The following is a 16,529-nucleotide window of genomic DNA, read 5'->3' as shown; positions in this document are numbered from 1 at the left end:
GGTCGATGCAGCAGCATCGACCTTTTGTCATTTCAGATAGGGATGTTGGTGATTAGCCTTGTTTCTTCAGGGTCTTCCAATTGCCGCGCTCTTTGAGCATGGTGCGCAAGTAAGCCATGTTGGCTGCGGCCTGCTGGGGTGACAGCTCGTTGCTGGCAATCGCTTCCGCTTCGCTGAACTTGCCTTGCAGTCCCAGCACCAGAGCCAGATTCTGCCGCACGCGGCTATCCGCGCCCGGCTGTTTGGCCGCCTCGCGCAAATACCCCTCGGCAGACGCAAGGTCGCCTTCCAGCAGATAGGACAGGCCATAGTTGCTCAGCACGCTCGGAGCGCCGGGTGCCTGCAACAGGGCCTTGTCATAATGGTCGCGCGCGGTGGAGAAATTGCCCAACTGGTCATGAATGGCACCCATGGCCGATTCCAGCCGCCAGTCCGGGGTTGTCGGGGTTTGTGCGCGCTGCAACACGGTGAGGGCCTGCTGGAACCGCCCGATCGAGGCCAGTGCCTTGCCATAGGCTGCCAGCACGACACGGTTCTTGGTTTCCGTGGCAGCCACGGTTTCAATCACCGCCAGAGATTGCTCATAGCGACCGGCATGGCGTAGTGCCGTGCCGTAATTGAGAGCGACTTTGACATCCTTGGGATTGTTCTTGTAACGCTTTTCCCAATAGTGGATGGAATCCTGCAAGGCCTGTTCGCTGGCATAGCCCGTGCGCTGATGATCAGAGGCCGAGACGCTCTTCTTGTTCGATGAACAACCCGACACAGCCACCAGCAGCGCGACAGACGCCACAAGAAAGGCTTTGCGGGCCCGAGCTGGGGAAGGGGAGCGGGTGAAGGAACCACTTGTCATGACGCAATCCTCGTGCAGAACGGCAACAGGCTGACCCACAGATTGCGGGCGGACTGATGCACGATGCTTTCTTCCCTCAGCAATAAACAATTAACCCTAATGCTTGGTTAATTCGTGCAATTTGCATGCATTCTACGCTCCGCCCTTCGCAAAAAAGCCTTCTGCAAGGAGCGCGAAGCCAGCACAGGGGAGCCATTCGGTCATTCCCTTCCGCAGGCGCTTGCAGTACTCTTTGGCCTTGATCGGCGGTCTGATTCCATCCGATGCCATCCCGCCATATGGTGCATCGGGCAACCACTCGGGAAATTCTCAAAGCATGTCTGAACAAGCCAAGTCCACGCCAATTCATTTCGTCGCCTCCGATGGGGAAAGCCATGTGCCCAAGGCCATGTCGGCAGCTGGCACCCAATGGGCGGAAAGCACCGGCTTTGCGGCAAAGGAAGGGGAGATTTGTCTGATCCCTTCCCTGGATGGATCCATCGAAGCGGTCCTGTTTGGCATTGGCAAGCAAAGCAACCCCAATCGGTCGCCATTGCTCGCCGGTTTGCTGCCCGTACGTCTGCCGGAAGGCCGCTATCACTATGTGATCGAAGATGTCTTGGCAGAGGATGATCAGGCTTTGTTTCTGGCGGTGCTGGCCTGGCATCTGGGGGCGTATCGGTTTGATCGCTACAAGGAAAATTCCAAACCCATGCCGGAGCTTGATTGGCCTGAAGGGGTTGATCGCGAGGATGTCCTGCGTCAGGCCAAGGGCAGCAATCTGGCCCGCGATCTGATCAACATTCCCGCCAATGATATGGGCCCGGACGAGCTGGAAGCGGTAACCAAGGGGCTGGTTGATACCCATGGAGCGATCCTCACCGTCATCAAGGGTGAAGCGCTGCTGGAGCATAATTTCCCGATGATCCATGCGGTCGGCAGAGCGTCTCCGCGCGCGCCACGCCTGCTTGATTTTGTCTGGGGTGACGAGAGCGCGCCAAAGGTCACTCTCGTTGGCAAGGGCGTCTGTTTCGATACAGGCGGCCTCGATCTCAAACCCTCTTCGTCCATGCTGCTGATGAAAAAGGATATGGGCGGCGCGGCCAACGTGCTTGGCCTTGCCTCGATGATTATGTCGGCGCAATTGCCCGTACGCTTGCGTGTCCTGATCCCGGCGGTTGAGAATGCGGTCTCCGGCAATGCGTTCCGTCCCGGCGATGTGCTGCAGAGCCACAAGGGCCTGACCGTCGAAATCGGTAACACCGACGCCGAAGGCCGTCTGGTGCTGGCCGATGCCATGGCACTGGCCGATGAGGAAGAGCCAGAGCTGATGATTGATATGGCCACCCTGACCGGCGCAGCCCGTGTGGCGCTCGGCCCCGATCTGCCCCCCTTCTACAGCGATGATGCGGACCTGGTTGCCTCTCTTTCTGCGGAAAGCCGCAGCCAGTGGGATCCGCTTTGGAACATGCCGCTCTGGCCGGGCTATGACGGCAATCTTTCGTCAGACATTGCCGATGTGAACCACATATCCACCGGCGGCTTTGCCGGATCGATCACCGCGGCCCTGTTCCTGCGCCGCTTTGTCGACAAGAGCCGCAGCTGGGTTCATTTTGACATTTACGGCTGGGCACCCGCGGCGCAACCGGCCCGGCCAAAGGGCGGCGAAGCACAAGCCATTCGCGCCATTTACAGCCATTTGAAGGAAAAATACGCCAAGTAAGGCCTCGCAAACGGGGATTGTCGCTTTGCGGCAATTCCCTTCGCACTTGCATCCAAGCTGTGAATCAGCGCACATTATACCGGAGCCGGAACGAGATAGAATTGGCCCACAGGCAAGGTGTTGCATGGCGACGACAATGAGCGCGAGTCAGGCGCTGAACTTATGGCACGATGTCACCCACGATCTGGTGCTCAAAGATGACACGGATCTGTCCGCTCGGCAGATGACCGTGCTTTTGACCGTCTATCTCGAAACGCCACCTCACACGGTGCGCGGATTGGCCGCCAAGCTCGGTGTCACCAAGCCCGCCATCACAAGAGCACTCGACACAATGGGCCGCATGGGCCTTCTGACCCGCCGCCGCGATGATCAGGACAAACGCAATGTCGTCATCCTGCGTACGGTCAAGGGGGCGCTCTATGTGCATGATCTGGGCCACAAGATCGTTGAGACGACCGCCGCCCTTGCAGAGTGAGGGCAAGGCAGTTACCTCTAGCGCAAAAGATCTCCAATCAGGAAAAAAACCATGCTCAATCCGTCCCTCAATGCCTTTCGTCCCGACCTAGCCGATAAACGTCTTGAAGGGCAGGTCGAGGCCGAACGGTTCGTAACCCCCCATGTGATGCGTGTCCGCGTCCCCGTCGCGCCTCTGAAAGCTGCGCCGGACGGACGCAGTGGCCTTGACAGTCAAGCCCTGCTGGGTGAGGTGGTTCATGTCTTCGAGCAGGATGACAAGGGCTGGTGCTGGGTCCAACTGGCGGGGGACGGCTATGTCGGCTATATGCCAACGGACGCCATTGGGCCTTATTCGGGCCACCTGTCCGATGAGTTCGCCGCCGGGGAGCCAACCCACAAAGTCAGCGCCGTACGCACCTTTGTCTATCCGGGGCCGGATCTGAAATTCCCCGCCGCCACCTTCCTGTCGATGGGGGCTGGCCTCGTGCTGGGCGAAGAGGAAGAGGTCCGCGGTACCCTTTATCGCAAACTGGTCAACTTGCCGATGCCAAACGGCGAAGCCGGATGGGTCGTTGCCCAGCATGTGGTGGAGCGTCAGCATAAAGCGACCGATTTCGTCAGTGTTGCAGAAAGCCTGATTGGCACGCCCTATCTCTGGGGTGGCAAAAGCTCGCTTGGCATCGATTGCTCCGGCTTGGTGCAGCTTGCATGCGAAATGGCGGGCATCCCGATGTTGCGTGATGCCTCGATGCAGGAAAAGGAAGCGGGCACTTCCCTTGATCTTGACACTGCGCTCACGTCCCTGCAGCGTGGCGATTTGCTCTTCTGGCCTGGTCATGTCGGCGTGATGAGCGACGTCGAGACGCTGCTCCATGCCAACGGCCATCATATGGCTGTGGCCAAGGAACCGCTGTCTGATGCGCTCAAGCGGATCGCGGCCAACGAATATGGTGATCTGCGCGCTGTGAGACGGTTGGCGCTCTAGGGTGGGAAGGCGAGGGACGTCGGCCTGTCAGTAAGACAACGTGCATCCCTTGCCGTTTTTGTGTCAGAAAATTTCCTGTTTGCGCCGGGAGAGGAAAAAGCCATGCCCGCTTCGATTTTCGCAAGTGAAGCCGGTGCGCTCCGAGTAACAGGTGATGTCGCCAAACGTGCCCGACTGCCCATAGGCAGCGATCTCGGAATAGCCGACCCGCGACGGTTTGGGACCGCAAATCAGTTCGGCCGACCCTGATCCTTGCAGAGAAAAACTGTGACCCCAACTCTGGCGACAGGAAGACGGTTTGGGTCTGGCTGGCGGGCCCTGTCGTACGACAATCTCGCACGAAATGCCTCCACCGTCGCTGATATGCCCATTGCAATAGATATTGCCCGAAGGCGTTTCAAAACCGAACCCGTCCGCCCATGCGGGCAACGGGGCCAGAAAAATCAAAAGCAACAACAGTCTCTTCAAAATCCGGTCTCCTTGAAAATGCAATTTGGTATATTGCCATAGGAGAGCGTTGATTGCGGTTGAAGTCAACCGTCAAAGAGAAAGCCGGACCAAGCGGCCCCTGATCCGTAGCCTTGCAAGACAAGACAACAAAGGTGCGGGGGTCAGTATCCCGCGTTGCGATCAACCACGCTTTCCATCGGCTCGCCCGCCTCAAATAGCGTCAATTGACGAGCCAGATAGGCCGTTGTGGCGATCGGGTCACTGACCGCGGCATTGTGTGGGGTGAGAATGATCGAAGGATGCGACCAGATCGGACTGCCGTCCCGCAAAGGCTCCTCCTCGAACACATCCAGCGACGCGCCGATCAGGCTGCCTTCATCAAGCGCTTCCATGATATCACGCTCGACCTGCAGCTTGCCGCGCCCGGCATTGATCACCACCGGTCCCCCCAGCGGTCCGTCCTGCGCCAGCTTGCGGAACAGGGTGAGATTGAGCATGCCCTCGGTCTGGGGCGTGTGCGGCAATAGCGACACCAGAATATCCGTCCGCGCAGCCATCGCATCCAGCCCCTCGGCTCCGGCAAAGGTGCGAAGGCCATCGATGGATTTGGGCGACCGGCTCCAGCCAGCGACGTCATAGCCGACCATTTGCAATTTTCGGGCTGCGTCAAGGCCGAGTATCCCCAGCCCCAGCACGCCGACACGGATTTCGCGAGCCGCCACATCGGCCTGATCCTTCCAGATACCGGCGGCTTGATAACGCAGATAGGAGAGGGTCCGGCGATGATGCAACAGGCATTGCAGCAGCACATATTCGCTCATCCGACCCGTCAGGTCCGGGTCAATCACCCGCACCACCGGCAGGTCAGGCAGGTCTGGGTCGGCCATCAGAAAGTCAACCCCGGCGCCAAGTGAACAGATGACCTTGAGGTTGGGAAAGCCTGCGAGATATCCCGGTTCCGGCTTCCAGACCATCGCATAATCGACACTGGCCGGATTGGTGAGCGTGTCCGGCGTGATGATCGTTGCATGAGGCAGTTCCTTGCGGATGCGTGTTGCCCACGCATCCATGTCCCAGCCATTGGCATAGAGGAGAATATTCATTGTCTTGATCTTTCAGAAGAGCCTTCAGTCAGCAACGACCCCCGTTGGGGCGGTCTCCATCCGAAGGGCCGCTGCCATCAGGGCCTTGGTATAGTCTGTTTCCGGCGCGTCGAAAATCTGCTCGACATCGCCTTGCTCGATGATTTTGCCCTGCCGCATCACCATCACCCGGTTGGACAGGGCCCGCACCACCTTGAGATCGTGGCTGATGAAGAGATAGGTCAATCCATGGCGGGCCTGAAGATCACGCAACAGATCAACGACCTGACTTTGCACGCTCATGTCAAGCGCACTGGTCGGCTCATCGAGCATCACGAAGGATGGCTCCAGTACCATGGCCCGCGCTATAGAAATGCGCTGCCGCTGACCACCGGAAAATTCGTGCGGATAGCGATGGCGGGTCTCCGGGTCGATGCCCACTTCCTTCAAGGCCTGCACCACCTTGGCATCCCGTTCCTCGACACTGAGGTCGGGTGCATGAATGGCCAGACCCTCTGCCACAATCTGGGCAATTGACATGCGCGGCGACAGCGAACCGAACGGATCCTGAAACACGATCTGCATGTCCCGCCGCTTGTCACGCATGGCCTTGTTGTCGAGCTGATCGAGGCCCTTGCCCTGAAAGACAATCGGACCGTCGGACGAAATCATCCGCAACAGCGCGAGCCCCAAAGTGGTTTTTCCAGACCCGGACTCCCCGACAATGCCGAGCGTCTCACCAGCCCGGATCGACAGCGAGATGCCGTCCACCGCCTTGATATGACCAACGGTGCGGCGCAGGAAGCCGCGCTTGATCGGGAACCAGACCTTGAGATCCTCGGTTTCCAGCAGGATTGGCGCATTGTCTGCCACCGGGTGCGCCTTGCCGCTTGGTTCGGACGACAGGAGATGTTTGGTGTAGCGATGCTGTGGATTGGCAAAAATCTCGGCCGTCGGGCCGCTCTCGACAATCTCGCCATCGGTCATCACGCACACCCTGTCGGCCAGCTTTTCGACAATGCCAAGATCGTGGGTGATGAAGAGCAGCGCCATGTTGTGGCTCTTTTGCAAGGCGCGCAGCAATTCGATGATCTGCGCCTGCACGGTCACATCCAGTGCGGTGGTTGGCTCATCCGCAATCAGGATTTCCGGCTCATTGGCCAACGCCATGGCGATCATCACCCGCTGGCGCTGGCCACCGGACAATTGGTGCGGATAGCTTTTGAGGCGCTTTTCCGGTTCGCGAATGCCCACATCATCGAGCAATTCCAGCACCCGCGCACGGGCCTGTTTCTCGCCCATTCCGTGATGGATTGACAGAACCTCGCCGATCTGTTGCTCCACCGTATGAAGCGGATTGAGCGAGCTCATCGGCTCCTGGAAGATCATCGAAATCCGGTTGCCACGCACCGAGCGGAGCAGCTTGTCATTGGCATTGAGCAGATCAATGCCATCAAACAGCACCTTGCCTGACGGGTGGGATGCGGACGGATAGGGCAGCAACTTGAGAACCGAGAGGGCCGACACCGACTTGCCCGAGCCGGATTCCCCCACCAGAGCCAGCGTCTCACCGCGATTGAGGCTGAAGGAGACCTTGTTGACGGCCAGCTTTTCCGTGCCATCCTGACGAAAGGCAACGGAGAGATCCTCGACCTGCAAAAGGGGCGTATTATTGTTGTCCATACTATCACCCCTCATTGGAATGTCTTGCGCGGATCAAAGGCATCGCGCACGGCTTCGCCGACAAATATCAGCAAGCTCAACATGATCGAAATCGAGAAGAAGCCGGTCAGACCCAGCCACGGCGCCTCCCAGTGCTTCTTGCCTTGAGCCAGCAATTCCCCAAGCGATGGGGAGCCGGGCGGCAGGCCAAAGCCGAGAAAATCGAGCGAGGTCAGCGTGGTGATCGATCCATTGAGAATGAAGGGCATAAAGGTCAGCGTCGCCACCATGGCATTGGGCAACAGATGCCGCATCATGATGGTCCCGTTGGAGACGCCAAGGGCGCGGGCCGCAGAAACATACTCAAAGTTTCGCGCCCTGAGAAATTCCGCGCGCACCACCCCAACCAGCGCCACCCAGGAGAAGAGCAACAGGATGCCGAGAAGAATCCAGAAGCTGGGGGTGATGATGGCGGCAATGATCAGCAACAGATAGAGCTGTGGTACCGAGGTCCAGATCTCGATGAAGCGCTGGAAAAGAAGGTCCGTCAGACCGCCGAAAAAGCCCTGAATCGCACCCGCAGCAACCCCGATGACCGACGAGAACAGCGTCAGCGTCAGGCCGAACAGCACCGAAATCCGAAAGCCATAGATAAGGCGTGCCAGCACGTCCCGGCCGCTATCATCGGTCCCGAGCCAGTTCCAGTTGCCAATGGAGCAATTGCGATCTTCAACGCCCATGTCATAGGGCGCGCAACGCACCTCCTTGTCGAGCAACCAGCTCGGCGGTGAGGGGGCCGGGGTTGGCAGGTCGATATTGACCGTCCGATAGCCATAGCGCACCGGGGCCCAGAGGATCCAGCCATTCTCGTTGATTTCATCCTGAATCACCGGATCATGATAATCGGTTTTGGGCAGGAACCCGCCAAACTTGCTTTCCGGATAGTCGGTTACCAAGGGGGACAGCAACTCGCCCTTGTAAGAGACCAGCAACGGCTTGTCATTGGCGAGCATCTCGGCAAATAGGGTGAGAACAAACAGGACGGCAAACAACCAGAGCGAAACATAGCCGCGCCGGTTGGATTTGAAATTCTTCAACCGCCGCTGATTGATCGGCGACAGGTTGGCAAAGAAGCCCGGCGTCTGCTTGGACGGGTCATTTTTGCGGCTGAATGGCAATCGCATCATCAGACCTCCCGGCTTTCAAAATCAATCCGCGGATCGATCAACATATAGGTCAGGTCGGAAATCAGGCTGACGACCAGTCCCATTAGCGAGAAGATATAAAGCGTCGCAAAGACCACTGCATAATCCCGGTTGATGACGCTTTCGAACGACAAAAGCCCCAGCCCGTCAAGGGAGAAAATCTGCTCGATCAGCAGGGAACCGCCAAAGAAGGCACCAATGAAGGCACCGGGGAAGCCCGCAATGATGATCAGCATGGCATTGCGGAACACATGGCCATACAGCACCTGCCGTTCAGTCAGGCCCTTGGCCCTTGCGGTCACCACATATTGCTTGCGGATTTCATCAAGGAAGGAGTTTTTCGTCAAAAGCGTGGTGGTGGCAAAGGCCGCCAGTGCCATCGAGGTGAGCGGCAGGGCCAAGTGCCAGAAATAGTCGAGGATCTTCTCCCACCAGCTCAACTGGTCGAAATTGTCCGAGATCAGTCCGCGCAGCGGGAACCAGTCAAAGAAGGAGCCACCGGCAAACAGAACCACCAGCAGAACCGCAAACAAAAAGCCCGGAATGGCATAGCCGATGATCACCACGGCGCTGGTCCAGACGTCAAACTTGCTGCCATCGCTGACCGCCTTGCGAATGCCAAGCGGGATGGAAATCATGTAGGAAATCAGCGTCATCCAGAGGCCAAGTGAAATTGATACCGGCATCTTTTCGGCAATCAGTTCCAGCACGCCAATATCGCGGAAATAGCTGTCGCCGAAGTCGAAGGTGGCATAATTGACCAGCATCTGACCGAAGCGTTCGAGTGGTGGTTTGTCAAAGCCGAACTGTTTTTCCAGCTCTTTGATGAATTCGGGATCCAGCCCCTGTGCGCCACGATAACGCGAGGTAATGTCCTCGCCGCTCGAGGCAGATGGTCCGGTGCCGGTTCCGGCAAAATCACCGCCACCGGAAATCCGCTCGGTGGCAGAGACATCGGTGCCGGTCACCTGCGCGATGATCCGTTCAACCGGTCCGCCGGGGGCAAACTGGATGACTGCGAAATTGATTGCCATAATCCCGATCAATGTCGGAATGATCAGCAACAGACGTCGTAAAATATAGGCGCCCATTCCCTCTCCATTTCCCTTCGCGCGTGGACAGTTTGTTGCGTTTGATTGTTACGCCTCTTGCGCGAACGTGGTTCTTCTCTCTTTGGTCTTCAGTGATGCACAAAGGCTCATAACACTTTGTTAACCAAGATCTCTCTTTTGACGCTGATACAGTCTGGCACACAGAATGTGCAACGAGTAAGGCGTCAACCTTTCATCCACCACCAGCTTTCAGGGTAGAATTCGTAAAGTCCGGCAGTTTCACCGGCCTGAATGCCTTGCCAAAGGCCAATCGTGTGGACCGGCTTGTTCCAGTTGGGAATCCAGTAATGTCCGGCCCGCCAGATCCGGTCGATGGCTTGTCCGGCCGCTTCCATATCCTCGCGGCTCTCAGCAGCCAGCGCCGCATCGATCATGGCATCCATCGCGGCAAGCTTCAGACCCGCCAGATTATAGCTGCCATTGGTATCTGCTGAAGCAGATCCCCAGACCGAGCGTGTCGCAGGCCCAAGGGTTGCCGACATGGAATAACGCCGCCCGGCCAGATCAAAATCAAACTCATCCAGCCGTCGCTGGAATTGGGCCGGATCCACCAGACGGAAGCGCAATGGCACCCCAATCAGCGCCAGACGTTCGGCCCATGGATTGATGATCCGCTCAAACAGAGGAGTGTTGCCGAGCAGTTCGATCTCCAGCGTCTCGCCCGATCCGTTGACCCAACCAGCCTCGGTCTGGGTCCAACCGGCCTCTTTGAGGAGCTGGATTGAGCGGGCCAAAATCTTGCGATCGCGCCCGGAGCCGTCCGACACCGGTGGCATGTAAGGCTCGTCAAACACCGCAGCGTCCAACTGGTCTCGATAAGGCTCGAGCAAGGCCAAAACCTTGCCTTCCGCCTTGCCACTGGCCTTCATTGCCGTGCGTTCAAAGAAAGAGTGGGTGCGTTGATAAAGGCCGAAAAACAGCTTTTCATTTGACCATTCGAAATCGAAGGTGATGGCAATCGCCTCGCGCGTTCGCGGATCGGCAAATTTGCTCCGCCGGGTGTTGAAGAACCAGCCCTGTGCCGCCGATGGCTCATCGTCCGGCAGCTCGAGCTTTTGCACCCGTCCCTCCGACAATGCCGGGAAGTCATACTGGGTCGCCCAGCGCTTGGAGGAGAATTCCTGCCAAAAATTAAGATCGCCCTTCTTGAAGCTCTCAAAGGTCGTGGTGGAATCGCGGCTAAAACTAAGGCGGATAATATCGAAATTATGGTGCCCGACAGCGGTTGGCAGATCCTTGCCCCAATAATCGGGGTCCCGGTGAAACTCGATCACACTGCCCGGATTGATCAGGCCGACCTTGTAGGGGCCAGAGCCGACCGGCGGGGTGAGGGTCGAGCCATCAAAGGCCTTGCCGTCATAATCAGCCTTGGAGAAAATTGGCACAATCGAGGCCGCCTCGATCGGGTCCTGCCGCGTTTGCGTGCCGTCAAACACCAATGTCACGCTGTCATCCGAAACTTCGACTTTGTCGAGCGCCCGCAGGGATAGCTTGAGGTTCGGATGACCCTTGTCCTTGATTGCCAGATAGCTGAAAGCCACATCCTCAGGCGTCACCTTGGTGCCATCATGGAAGCGTGCTTCTGGGCGCAGTTGGAAGGTCAGACGGTTGCCGTCGGTCGACAGGGCGACGGACTGCGACAAGTGGCAATAGACCGCGTCTGGCTCATCAGAGGCCCGCACCATCAGCATATCGAACAACAATTCGATCCGCGGCGGTGCGTCCCCTTTGAGCACAAAGCCATTCAATGTGTTGAAGGTCTGCGGATTCTGGTTATAGAGCCAGCTTGGCGCCGAGAAGGAAAACCGCCCACCCTTGGGGGCATCTGCATTGATATAGTCAAAGTGGCCAAAACCCGGCGGATATTTGAGCTCACCAAAGACCGACAGGCCGTGCCGCTCCACACTCGCAAACCCGACCAGTGGCCGGGCGGTCAGAGCAACGCCGCCCAATAAGCCGGTCAACAGAGCGGCAGAACTGCTTTTGAGCAAGGCGCGCCGTGTGAGTGAGGTCCGCACAGGCTGGTTCGGGTCTGTCTCTTTTGGCATTGCGTCTGGCTCCCTATCTGGCAGGCTTTCTTCACCCTTTTTACGTCACCTTGAGCGGATCAGTTCTTGGCCGCAACAGCAGCCGCCTTGTCCTTGTCCCACCACCAGATGTCAGGGAAGCCCACAGTCATCATCGGCAGGGGCTTGGGATGGGAGAATTTGTCCCAGCGCGCAATCCGGTCCGCAGGCAGGGTCCAGCCGGGGAGTGTGTAGTGATTGGCCAGCAACACCCGATCCATCGCTTTGGTTGCAGCCACCAGCTCGGCGCGATCTGTGGCAAAGATAATCTTGTCGATCAGCGCATCCACCGCTTCATTCTTGATACCGGCAAAGTTGCGCGAACCTTCCCGGTCAGCAGAACTTGAGCCGAAAAACTCCCGTTGCTCGTTGCCTGGCGACAGGCTCTGCGCCCAGCCGGAATAGATCAGATCATAATCGCGGCTGCGCAGACGGTTGATATATTGCGAGCTGTCGACCATCCGGATATCGAGCTTGATCCCGACCCGCTCCAGCGAGGCCTGCAGGCGCAGGGCAACCCGCTCGAACCCGGAACTGTTGAGCAGATATTCAATCTCGAAGGCTTCACCCTTGTCGTTGCGCATGACGACCTTGGTCGGGTCGCTCGCCAACCCCAGCGTCACCATGATGGAATGGAAAAAGCCTTGCGGTTTCTTCTCCTCATCCACCTCGGTACGTGGCTCCCAGCCCGCTTCCTTGAACAGCTCAAGTGCCTTTTTCAAGTTGTCGCGCAAATCTTCCCGGCTCTCGACCTTGGGATTGGTGTAAGGCTCAAAGGCAGCGGGCGGCACCTTGTCGCCCAAATCGCTCAACAATTCAGCAACCCGCCCTTCAGCTGCGCCCTTGCTGGCCAGATCGGTGCCGAAGAAGTAGCTCGAAATGCGGCTATATTGATCAAAGAACAGGGTGCGGTTCATTTCCTCGAAATTGAAGACATAATTGAGTGCCTTGCGGACGCGGATATCGCTGAATTTCTCGCGTCGCAGGTTGGGAATGAACCCCACCATCACGCCGCGTGCTGTATCGGGGAACAGTTCGGTGACCACACGGCCATCCTTGGCCGCCGGGAAGTCATATTGCACCGCCCAACGTTGGGCCGTGGTCTCGACCCGATAGTCATAGCCGCCGGACTTGAAATTCTCGAACATCACGGTGTCGTCGCGGAAATATTCAATCTGGATCTCATCCATATTGTAACGTCCGACATTGACATTGAGATCCTTGGCCCAATAATCATCCACCCGCGTGAAAGTGACACTCTTGCCCGCCGAGAATTCTCCAATCTTGTAGGGCCCGGAGCCAAGCGGAGGCTCCAACGTGCCCTTGGCAATATCGCGCGGGTTGCCGTCTGCATCTGTGCCCGTCCACCAATGCTTCGGCATGATCGAAAGCTGGCCGACAATATGGGGCAATTCCCGGTTGCCGGTCTGATCGAAGCTGAAGGTCACCTCTCGCTCGCCGGTCACTTCCGCCTTGGTGACATGGGAATAATAGAAGCCGACCTGAGGATTGAGTTTGGTTTGCTGCTCAAACGACCAGACCACATCTTCCGCCGTGATAGGCTGGCCATCATGCCATGTGGCATTCTCCCTGAGGCGGAATTTCACGAAGGAGAAATCCGGCCCCACAAAAATTGCCTCGGCCAACAGGCCATACTCGGTCGACACTTCGTCAAAGCTTGCCGCCATTAGCGTATCATAGAGATAGCCAAGGCCACTGGCCGGATCGCCCTTGGTGATGATCTGGTTGAAGCTGTCATAGCTTCCCTGCACCGCCATCTTGACCGTGCCACCCTTTGGCGCGTCGGGATTGACGTAATCGAAGCGGGTGAAATCGGTAGGATATTTCACATCCCCCATCAGCGAGGTGCCATGCAGCCAGGTTTCGAATTCCAGTGCTTCGGCCCGGCCCGGTTCCACCAGTGCGCCAACGGCTCCACTCGACAGCAGCAGCAGCCCCATCAGGGGCGCGCGCAGGGACTTGAAACAGCTTTGGCGCATGGATTGAGGCACGAAGACTTCTCCTTTAAATGGACTAACCTGCAAAGACCTTAGCAAAGCCGCGTCGGGTCGAGTAGGCGAAATTATGAGCACAAAATGCAATGTAGTCGCAAAGTACGATTTTCAAATCACTTTTGTGATGCAATCGGACGCTATTGTGGCGTTGTCTGTCAAGTTTCAATGAACTTTTCGTAAGGCATACAAAATCATAGGCCCAATGGAGCTGTCCATCACCTTACCAAAACACACTGGATGGTCATGACAATCGCAGCTAGGCGAGCAAGGTTGCCTTGGTGGCCGCCTGCAAGGCATCCGGCTTGACCTCAAACACCGAGTTCGGCGCCCCTGCCGCTGCCCAGACAGTGGCATGGGTCAATAGGGCCGGGTCCATATAGACTTCCATCTCGCACAAATGGCCAATCGGAGCGACGCCCCCAATGGCAAACCCGGTGTCCGCACGCACTTTTTTCGGGTCCGCCCGGTCAAGGCTGGTGCCGATCACCCGGGCCGCCAGATCCATATCCGCCCGATTGTCCCCCGCGATCAGCAACAGTGCCAGATGCTGATTGTCGTGGCGTTCGAAGATCAGGCTCTTGACGATCTGCCCCACTGCGCAGCCACAGGCCTCTGCCGCCTCTTCCGCCGTGCGGGTGGAGGCGGGCATTGTCACGATCTCAATCGCCAGACCAAGCGCCTCGCCAGCCTCGCGGACCCGATCCTTCGAGCTTTTCTTCGGCTTGTGCTGGTTTGGCTGGTTCATGCTTCTGTCTTCCTTGTCATACGATGACATCTTGCGCGGTCTGGTCTCCGACCCGGAACACACGTTTGTAGCGGTCGATTTCGCTGGCGGGCCCCATGGCCTTGTTCGGATTGTCCGACAGTTTGACCGTCGGGTTGCCATTGGCCGACACCGCCTTGCAGACCAGCGAAAAAGGCGCCAGCCCATCGCCTTTGACCAATGTGCGGAAATCATTGGTCAACAAGGTGCCCCAGCCAAAGGAAATGCGGGCACGATGGTTGAATTGCTGATAGAGCTCGGCGATCATCTCGACATCCAGCCCGTCGGAGAAAATGATCCTTTTCTCGGATGGATCCTCGCCGCGATCACGCCACCATTGAAGGGCAATTTCTGCCGCTTCCGCCGGATTGCCGCTGTCGATGCGGATGCCGGTCCAACCGGTCAGCCAATCCGGTGCCCGTTCCAGAAAGCCTTTGGTGCCATAGGTATCGGGCAAGATGATCCGCAAGTTGCCGTCATGCTCTGCCTGCCAGTCCTTGAGCACCTGATAGGGGGCGTTGGCCAGCTCTTCGTCGCTGGTGGCGAGCGCTGAATAGACCATCGGCAACTCGTGCGCATTGGTGCCGATGGCTTCGAGCTCGCGTCGCATGGCAATCAGGCAATTGGAGGTGCCGACAAAATTCTCGCCCAGGCCTTCATGCATTGCCTGCACGCACCAGTCCTGCCACAGGAAGGAATGACGCCTGCGGGTGCCAAAATCGGCAATCTTGACATCCCCGATGGTCCGCAGCTGCTCGACCTTTTCCCAAAGCTTGGTCATTGCCCGGGCATAAAGCACCTGCAGCTCAAACTGCTTCATCTCATGCAGGATTGCTCGCGACCTGAGTTCCATCAGCACCGACAGAGCGGGGATCTCCCACAGCATCACCGCCGGCCAGTCCCCTTCAAAGCTCAACTCATACTGATCGCCGACCCGTTCCAGATGATAGGGTGGCAGGGTCAGATTTTCGAACCATTCCATGAAATCGGGATGAAACATCGACCGCTTGCCATAGAACATATTGCCACGCAGCCACGTGCTTTCCCCCCGCGACAGGCGCAGGGTTCGGATATGGTCGAGTTGGGCGCGCAACTCCCCTTCATCGATCAGCTTGGCCAATGGCACATCTTTTGACCGATTGATCAGACTGAAGGTGACATGAACATTCGATCTGTTGTGAAAGACCGACTGGGCCATCAAGAGCTTATAGAAATCAGTATCGATCAGCGATCGGACGATGGGATCTATTTTCCAGCGATGGCTGTAGACGCGCGCGGCGAGATCCGTTGGCATGGAGTCTCCTTACCCGAATTCAAATTGCACGACAGGCTGGCCCAGCAGACCGTCGGTTGCAAGTCCTTTTTGTGACCTGTCCCTAAGGGTCAGGTCCGAAGCGACAAAGAGAAACAACAGGATCAGTCGAAGAACTGGACCCCATGGTCACGCATATCCTGCAACGCGGCGGCGAGCGACCCTTCCATGTCGATGGCCCGGCAAGCCGCCAGATCGACGGACACATCAAAGCCCAGCTTGGCCGCATCCACAGCCGAATAGCGCACACAGAAATCGGTGGCCAGACCCACCATCATCAAGGCAACCACGCCCCTTTCGCGCAAATAGCCCTCGAGCCCGGTTGGCGTGTGATGATCATTTTCAAAAAAGGCCGAATAGCTATCGATCGCCGGGTTGGTGCCTTTTCGCAAGATCATGGATGCGCAGTCCGTTTCCAGATCGTTGTGGAAGGCGGCGCCCTCGCTGCCCTGAACACAATGGTCGGGCCAGAGGATCTGATCACCATAGGGCATGGTGACATGCTCATAAGCGGTCTTGCCCTGATGGCTTGAGGCAAAAGATTTATGCCCCGCTGGATGCCAGTCCTGCGTCAACACGATATGGTCAAAGCTCTGCTGCATCTGGTTGATCCGGCTGATGATGGCATCGCCGTCCGGCACGGCCAGCGCACCACCGGGGCAGAAATCATTTTGCAAGTCAATAATGATAAGAGCTTGATGGGACACGCTTTTCATGGGGGTGCCTTTCTTCTTCCGTATGGCCTGGTTGCAGCCATGCAAAGACTATTCGGTCCTGATCGATTATTCCAGCCTCTTCTTGCCTAGATCCGGGCACAAAAAAAGCCGGGGAAATCCCCGGCCTTGTGCCCTGTTTGCGCTTGAGGC

Annotated in this window: 14 protein-coding genes; 3 read left to right on the top strand and 11 right to left on the bottom strand. The window is 57.5% G+C overall.

Annotation, left to right across the window (positions count from 1 at the left end):
• Nucleotides 1-52 precede the first annotated feature (52 nt).
• A complete protein-coding gene (locus tag DSD30_RS00325; protein ID WP_114008537.1) occupies nt 53-853 on the bottom strand; it encodes a tetratricopeptide repeat protein in 801 nt (266 codons plus the stop codon).
• Between the two features lie 316 nt (nt 854-1,169).
• On the opposite strand from DSD30_RS00325, the gene DSD30_RS00320 reads away from it, so the two are divergent.
• From DSD30_RS00320 to DSD30_RS00310, 3 genes are all read left to right on the top strand, one after another.
• Entirely contained in the window at nt 1,170-2,555 is a 1,386-nt protein-coding gene (locus DSD30_RS00320) for a leucyl aminopeptidase family protein (RefSeq protein ID WP_114008536.1), read from the top strand.
• A gap of 124 nt (nt 2,556-2,679) precedes the next feature.
• Entirely contained in the window at nt 2,680-3,030 is a 351-nt protein-coding gene (locus DSD30_RS00315) for a MarR family winged helix-turn-helix transcriptional regulator (RefSeq protein WP_114007624.1), read from the top strand.
• Between the two features lie 51 nt (nt 3,031-3,081).
• The gene (locus DSD30_RS00310) at nt 3,082-3,996 is read left to right on the top strand and encodes a C40 family peptidase (RefSeq protein WP_114007623.1); all 915 of its coding nucleotides are present in this window, start codon (nt 3,082-3,084) and stop codon (nt 3,994-3,996) included.
• 63 nt (nt 3,997-4,059) lie between these two features.
• Here the strand turns inward: DSD30_RS00310 and DSD30_RS00305 are convergent, their stop codons facing one another.
• The 10 genes from DSD30_RS00305 to pncA form a co-directional block, all read right to left on the bottom strand.
• A complete protein-coding gene (locus tag DSD30_RS00305; protein ID WP_157967491.1) occupies nt 4,060-4,464 on the bottom strand; it encodes a DUF6636 domain-containing protein in 405 nt (134 codons plus the stop codon).
• Between the two features lie 143 nt (nt 4,465-4,607).
• Nucleotides 4,608-5,549, bottom strand: a complete 942-nt coding sequence (locus DSD30_RS00300; RefSeq protein ID WP_114007621.1) for a 2-hydroxyacid dehydrogenase — start codon at nt 5,547-5,549, stop codon at nt 4,608-4,610.
• Nucleotides 5,550-5,573: 24 nt separating this feature from the next.
• Nucleotides 5,574-7,211 carry an ABC transporter ATP-binding protein gene (locus DSD30_RS00295; RefSeq protein ID WP_114007620.1) on the bottom strand — a complete coding sequence of 546 codons (1,638 nt, stop codon included), beginning with the start codon at nt 7,209-7,211 and terminating at the stop codon, nt 5,574-5,576.
• Nucleotides 7,212-7,222: 11 nt separating this feature from the next.
• The gene (locus DSD30_RS00290) at nt 7,223-8,374 is read right to left on the bottom strand and encodes an ABC transporter permease (RefSeq protein WP_198662822.1); all 1,152 of its coding nucleotides are present in this window, start codon (nt 8,372-8,374) and stop codon (nt 7,223-7,225) included.
• 2 nt (nt 8,375-8,376) lie between these two features.
• On the bottom strand, nt 8,377-9,486 hold the full coding sequence (locus DSD30_RS00285; RefSeq protein WP_114007618.1) for a microcin C ABC transporter permease YejB: 1,110 nt from the start codon (nt 9,484-9,486) through the stop codon (nt 8,377-8,379).
• Nucleotides 9,487-9,671: 185 nt separating this feature from the next.
• On the bottom strand, nt 9,672-11,555 hold the full coding sequence (locus tag DSD30_RS00280; RefSeq protein ID WP_114007617.1) for an extracellular solute-binding protein: 1,884 nt from the start codon (nt 11,553-11,555) through the stop codon (nt 9,672-9,674).
• Nucleotides 11,556-11,614: 59 nt separating this feature from the next.
• Nucleotides 11,615-13,585 carry an extracellular solute-binding protein gene (locus DSD30_RS00275; protein ID WP_245418319.1) on the bottom strand — a complete coding sequence of 657 codons (1,971 nt, stop codon included), beginning with the start codon at nt 13,583-13,585 and terminating at the stop codon, nt 11,615-11,617.
• Between the two features lie 259 nt (nt 13,586-13,844).
• A complete protein-coding gene (locus DSD30_RS00270) occupies nt 13,845-14,333 on the bottom strand; it encodes a YbaK/EbsC family protein (RefSeq protein ID WP_114007615.1) in 489 nt (162 codons plus the stop codon).
• A 16-nt stretch (nt 14,334-14,349) separates the two neighbouring features.
• Entirely contained in the window at nt 14,350-15,645 is a 1,296-nt protein-coding gene (gene pncB, locus DSD30_RS00265; RefSeq protein WP_114007614.1) for a nicotinate phosphoribosyltransferase, read from the bottom strand.
• Nucleotides 15,646-15,767: 122 nt separating this feature from the next.
• Nucleotides 15,768-16,379, bottom strand: coding sequence for a bifunctional nicotinamidase/pyrazinamidase (gene pncA / locus DSD30_RS00260; RefSeq protein WP_114007613.1), 612 nt, complete (start codon nt 16,377-16,379; stop codon nt 15,768-15,770).
• Nucleotides 16,380-16,529: the final 150 nt, after the last annotated feature.

Source organism: Cohaesibacter intestini, assembly GCF_003324485.1.
In the GTDB taxonomy this organism is placed as follows: domain Bacteria; phylum Pseudomonadota; class Alphaproteobacteria; order Rhizobiales; family Cohaesibacteraceae; genus Cohaesibacter; species Cohaesibacter intestini.
The sequence above is the reverse complement of the archived record's forward strand: the minus strand, read 5'-3'. Positions and strand labels throughout refer to the sequence as shown.

Bases quoted from the DNA above. Each gene is read 5' to 3' on its own strand.
- DSD30_RS00325 (WP_114008537.1), bottom strand. From the start codon at position 853: ATGACAAGTGGTTCCTTCACCCGCTCCCCTTCCCCAGCTCGGGCCCGC.
- DSD30_RS00320 (WP_114008536.1), top strand. From the start codon at position 1,170: ATGTCTGAACAAGCCAAGTCCACGCCAATTCATTTCGTCGCCTCCGAT.
- DSD30_RS00315 (WP_114007624.1), top strand. From the start codon at position 2,680: ATGGCGACGACAATGAGCGCGAGTCAGGCGCTGAACTTATGGCACGAT.
- DSD30_RS00310 (WP_114007623.1), top strand. From the start codon at position 3,082: ATGCTCAATCCGTCCCTCAATGCCTTTCGTCCCGACCTAGCCGATAAA.
- DSD30_RS00300 (WP_114007621.1), bottom strand. From the start codon at position 5,549: ATGAATATTCTCCTCTATGCCAATGGCTGGGACATGGATGCGTGGGCA.
- DSD30_RS00295 (WP_114007620.1), bottom strand. From the start codon at position 7,211: ATGGACAACAATAATACGCCCCTTTTGCAGGTCGAGGATCTCTCCGTT.
- DSD30_RS00290 (WP_198662822.1), bottom strand. From the start codon at position 8,374: ATGCGATTGCCATTCAGCCGCAAAAATGACCCGTCCAAGCAGACGCCG.
- DSD30_RS00285 (WP_114007618.1), bottom strand. From the start codon at position 9,486: ATGGGCGCCTATATTTTACGACGTCTGTTGCTGATCATTCCGACATTG.
- DSD30_RS00280 (WP_114007617.1), bottom strand. From the start codon at position 11,555: ATGCCAAAAGAGACAGACCCGAACCAGCCTGTGCGGACCTCACTCACA.
- DSD30_RS00270 (WP_114007615.1), bottom strand. From the start codon at position 14,333: ATGAACCAGCCAAACCAGCACAAGCCGAAGAAAAGCTCGAAGGATCGG.
- pncB (WP_114007614.1), bottom strand. From the start codon at position 15,645: ATGCCAACGGATCTCGCCGCGCGCGTCTACAGCCATCGCTGGAAAATA.
- pncA (WP_114007613.1), bottom strand. From the start codon at position 16,379: ATGAAAAGCGTGTCCCATCAAGCTCTTATCATTATTGACTTGCAAAAT.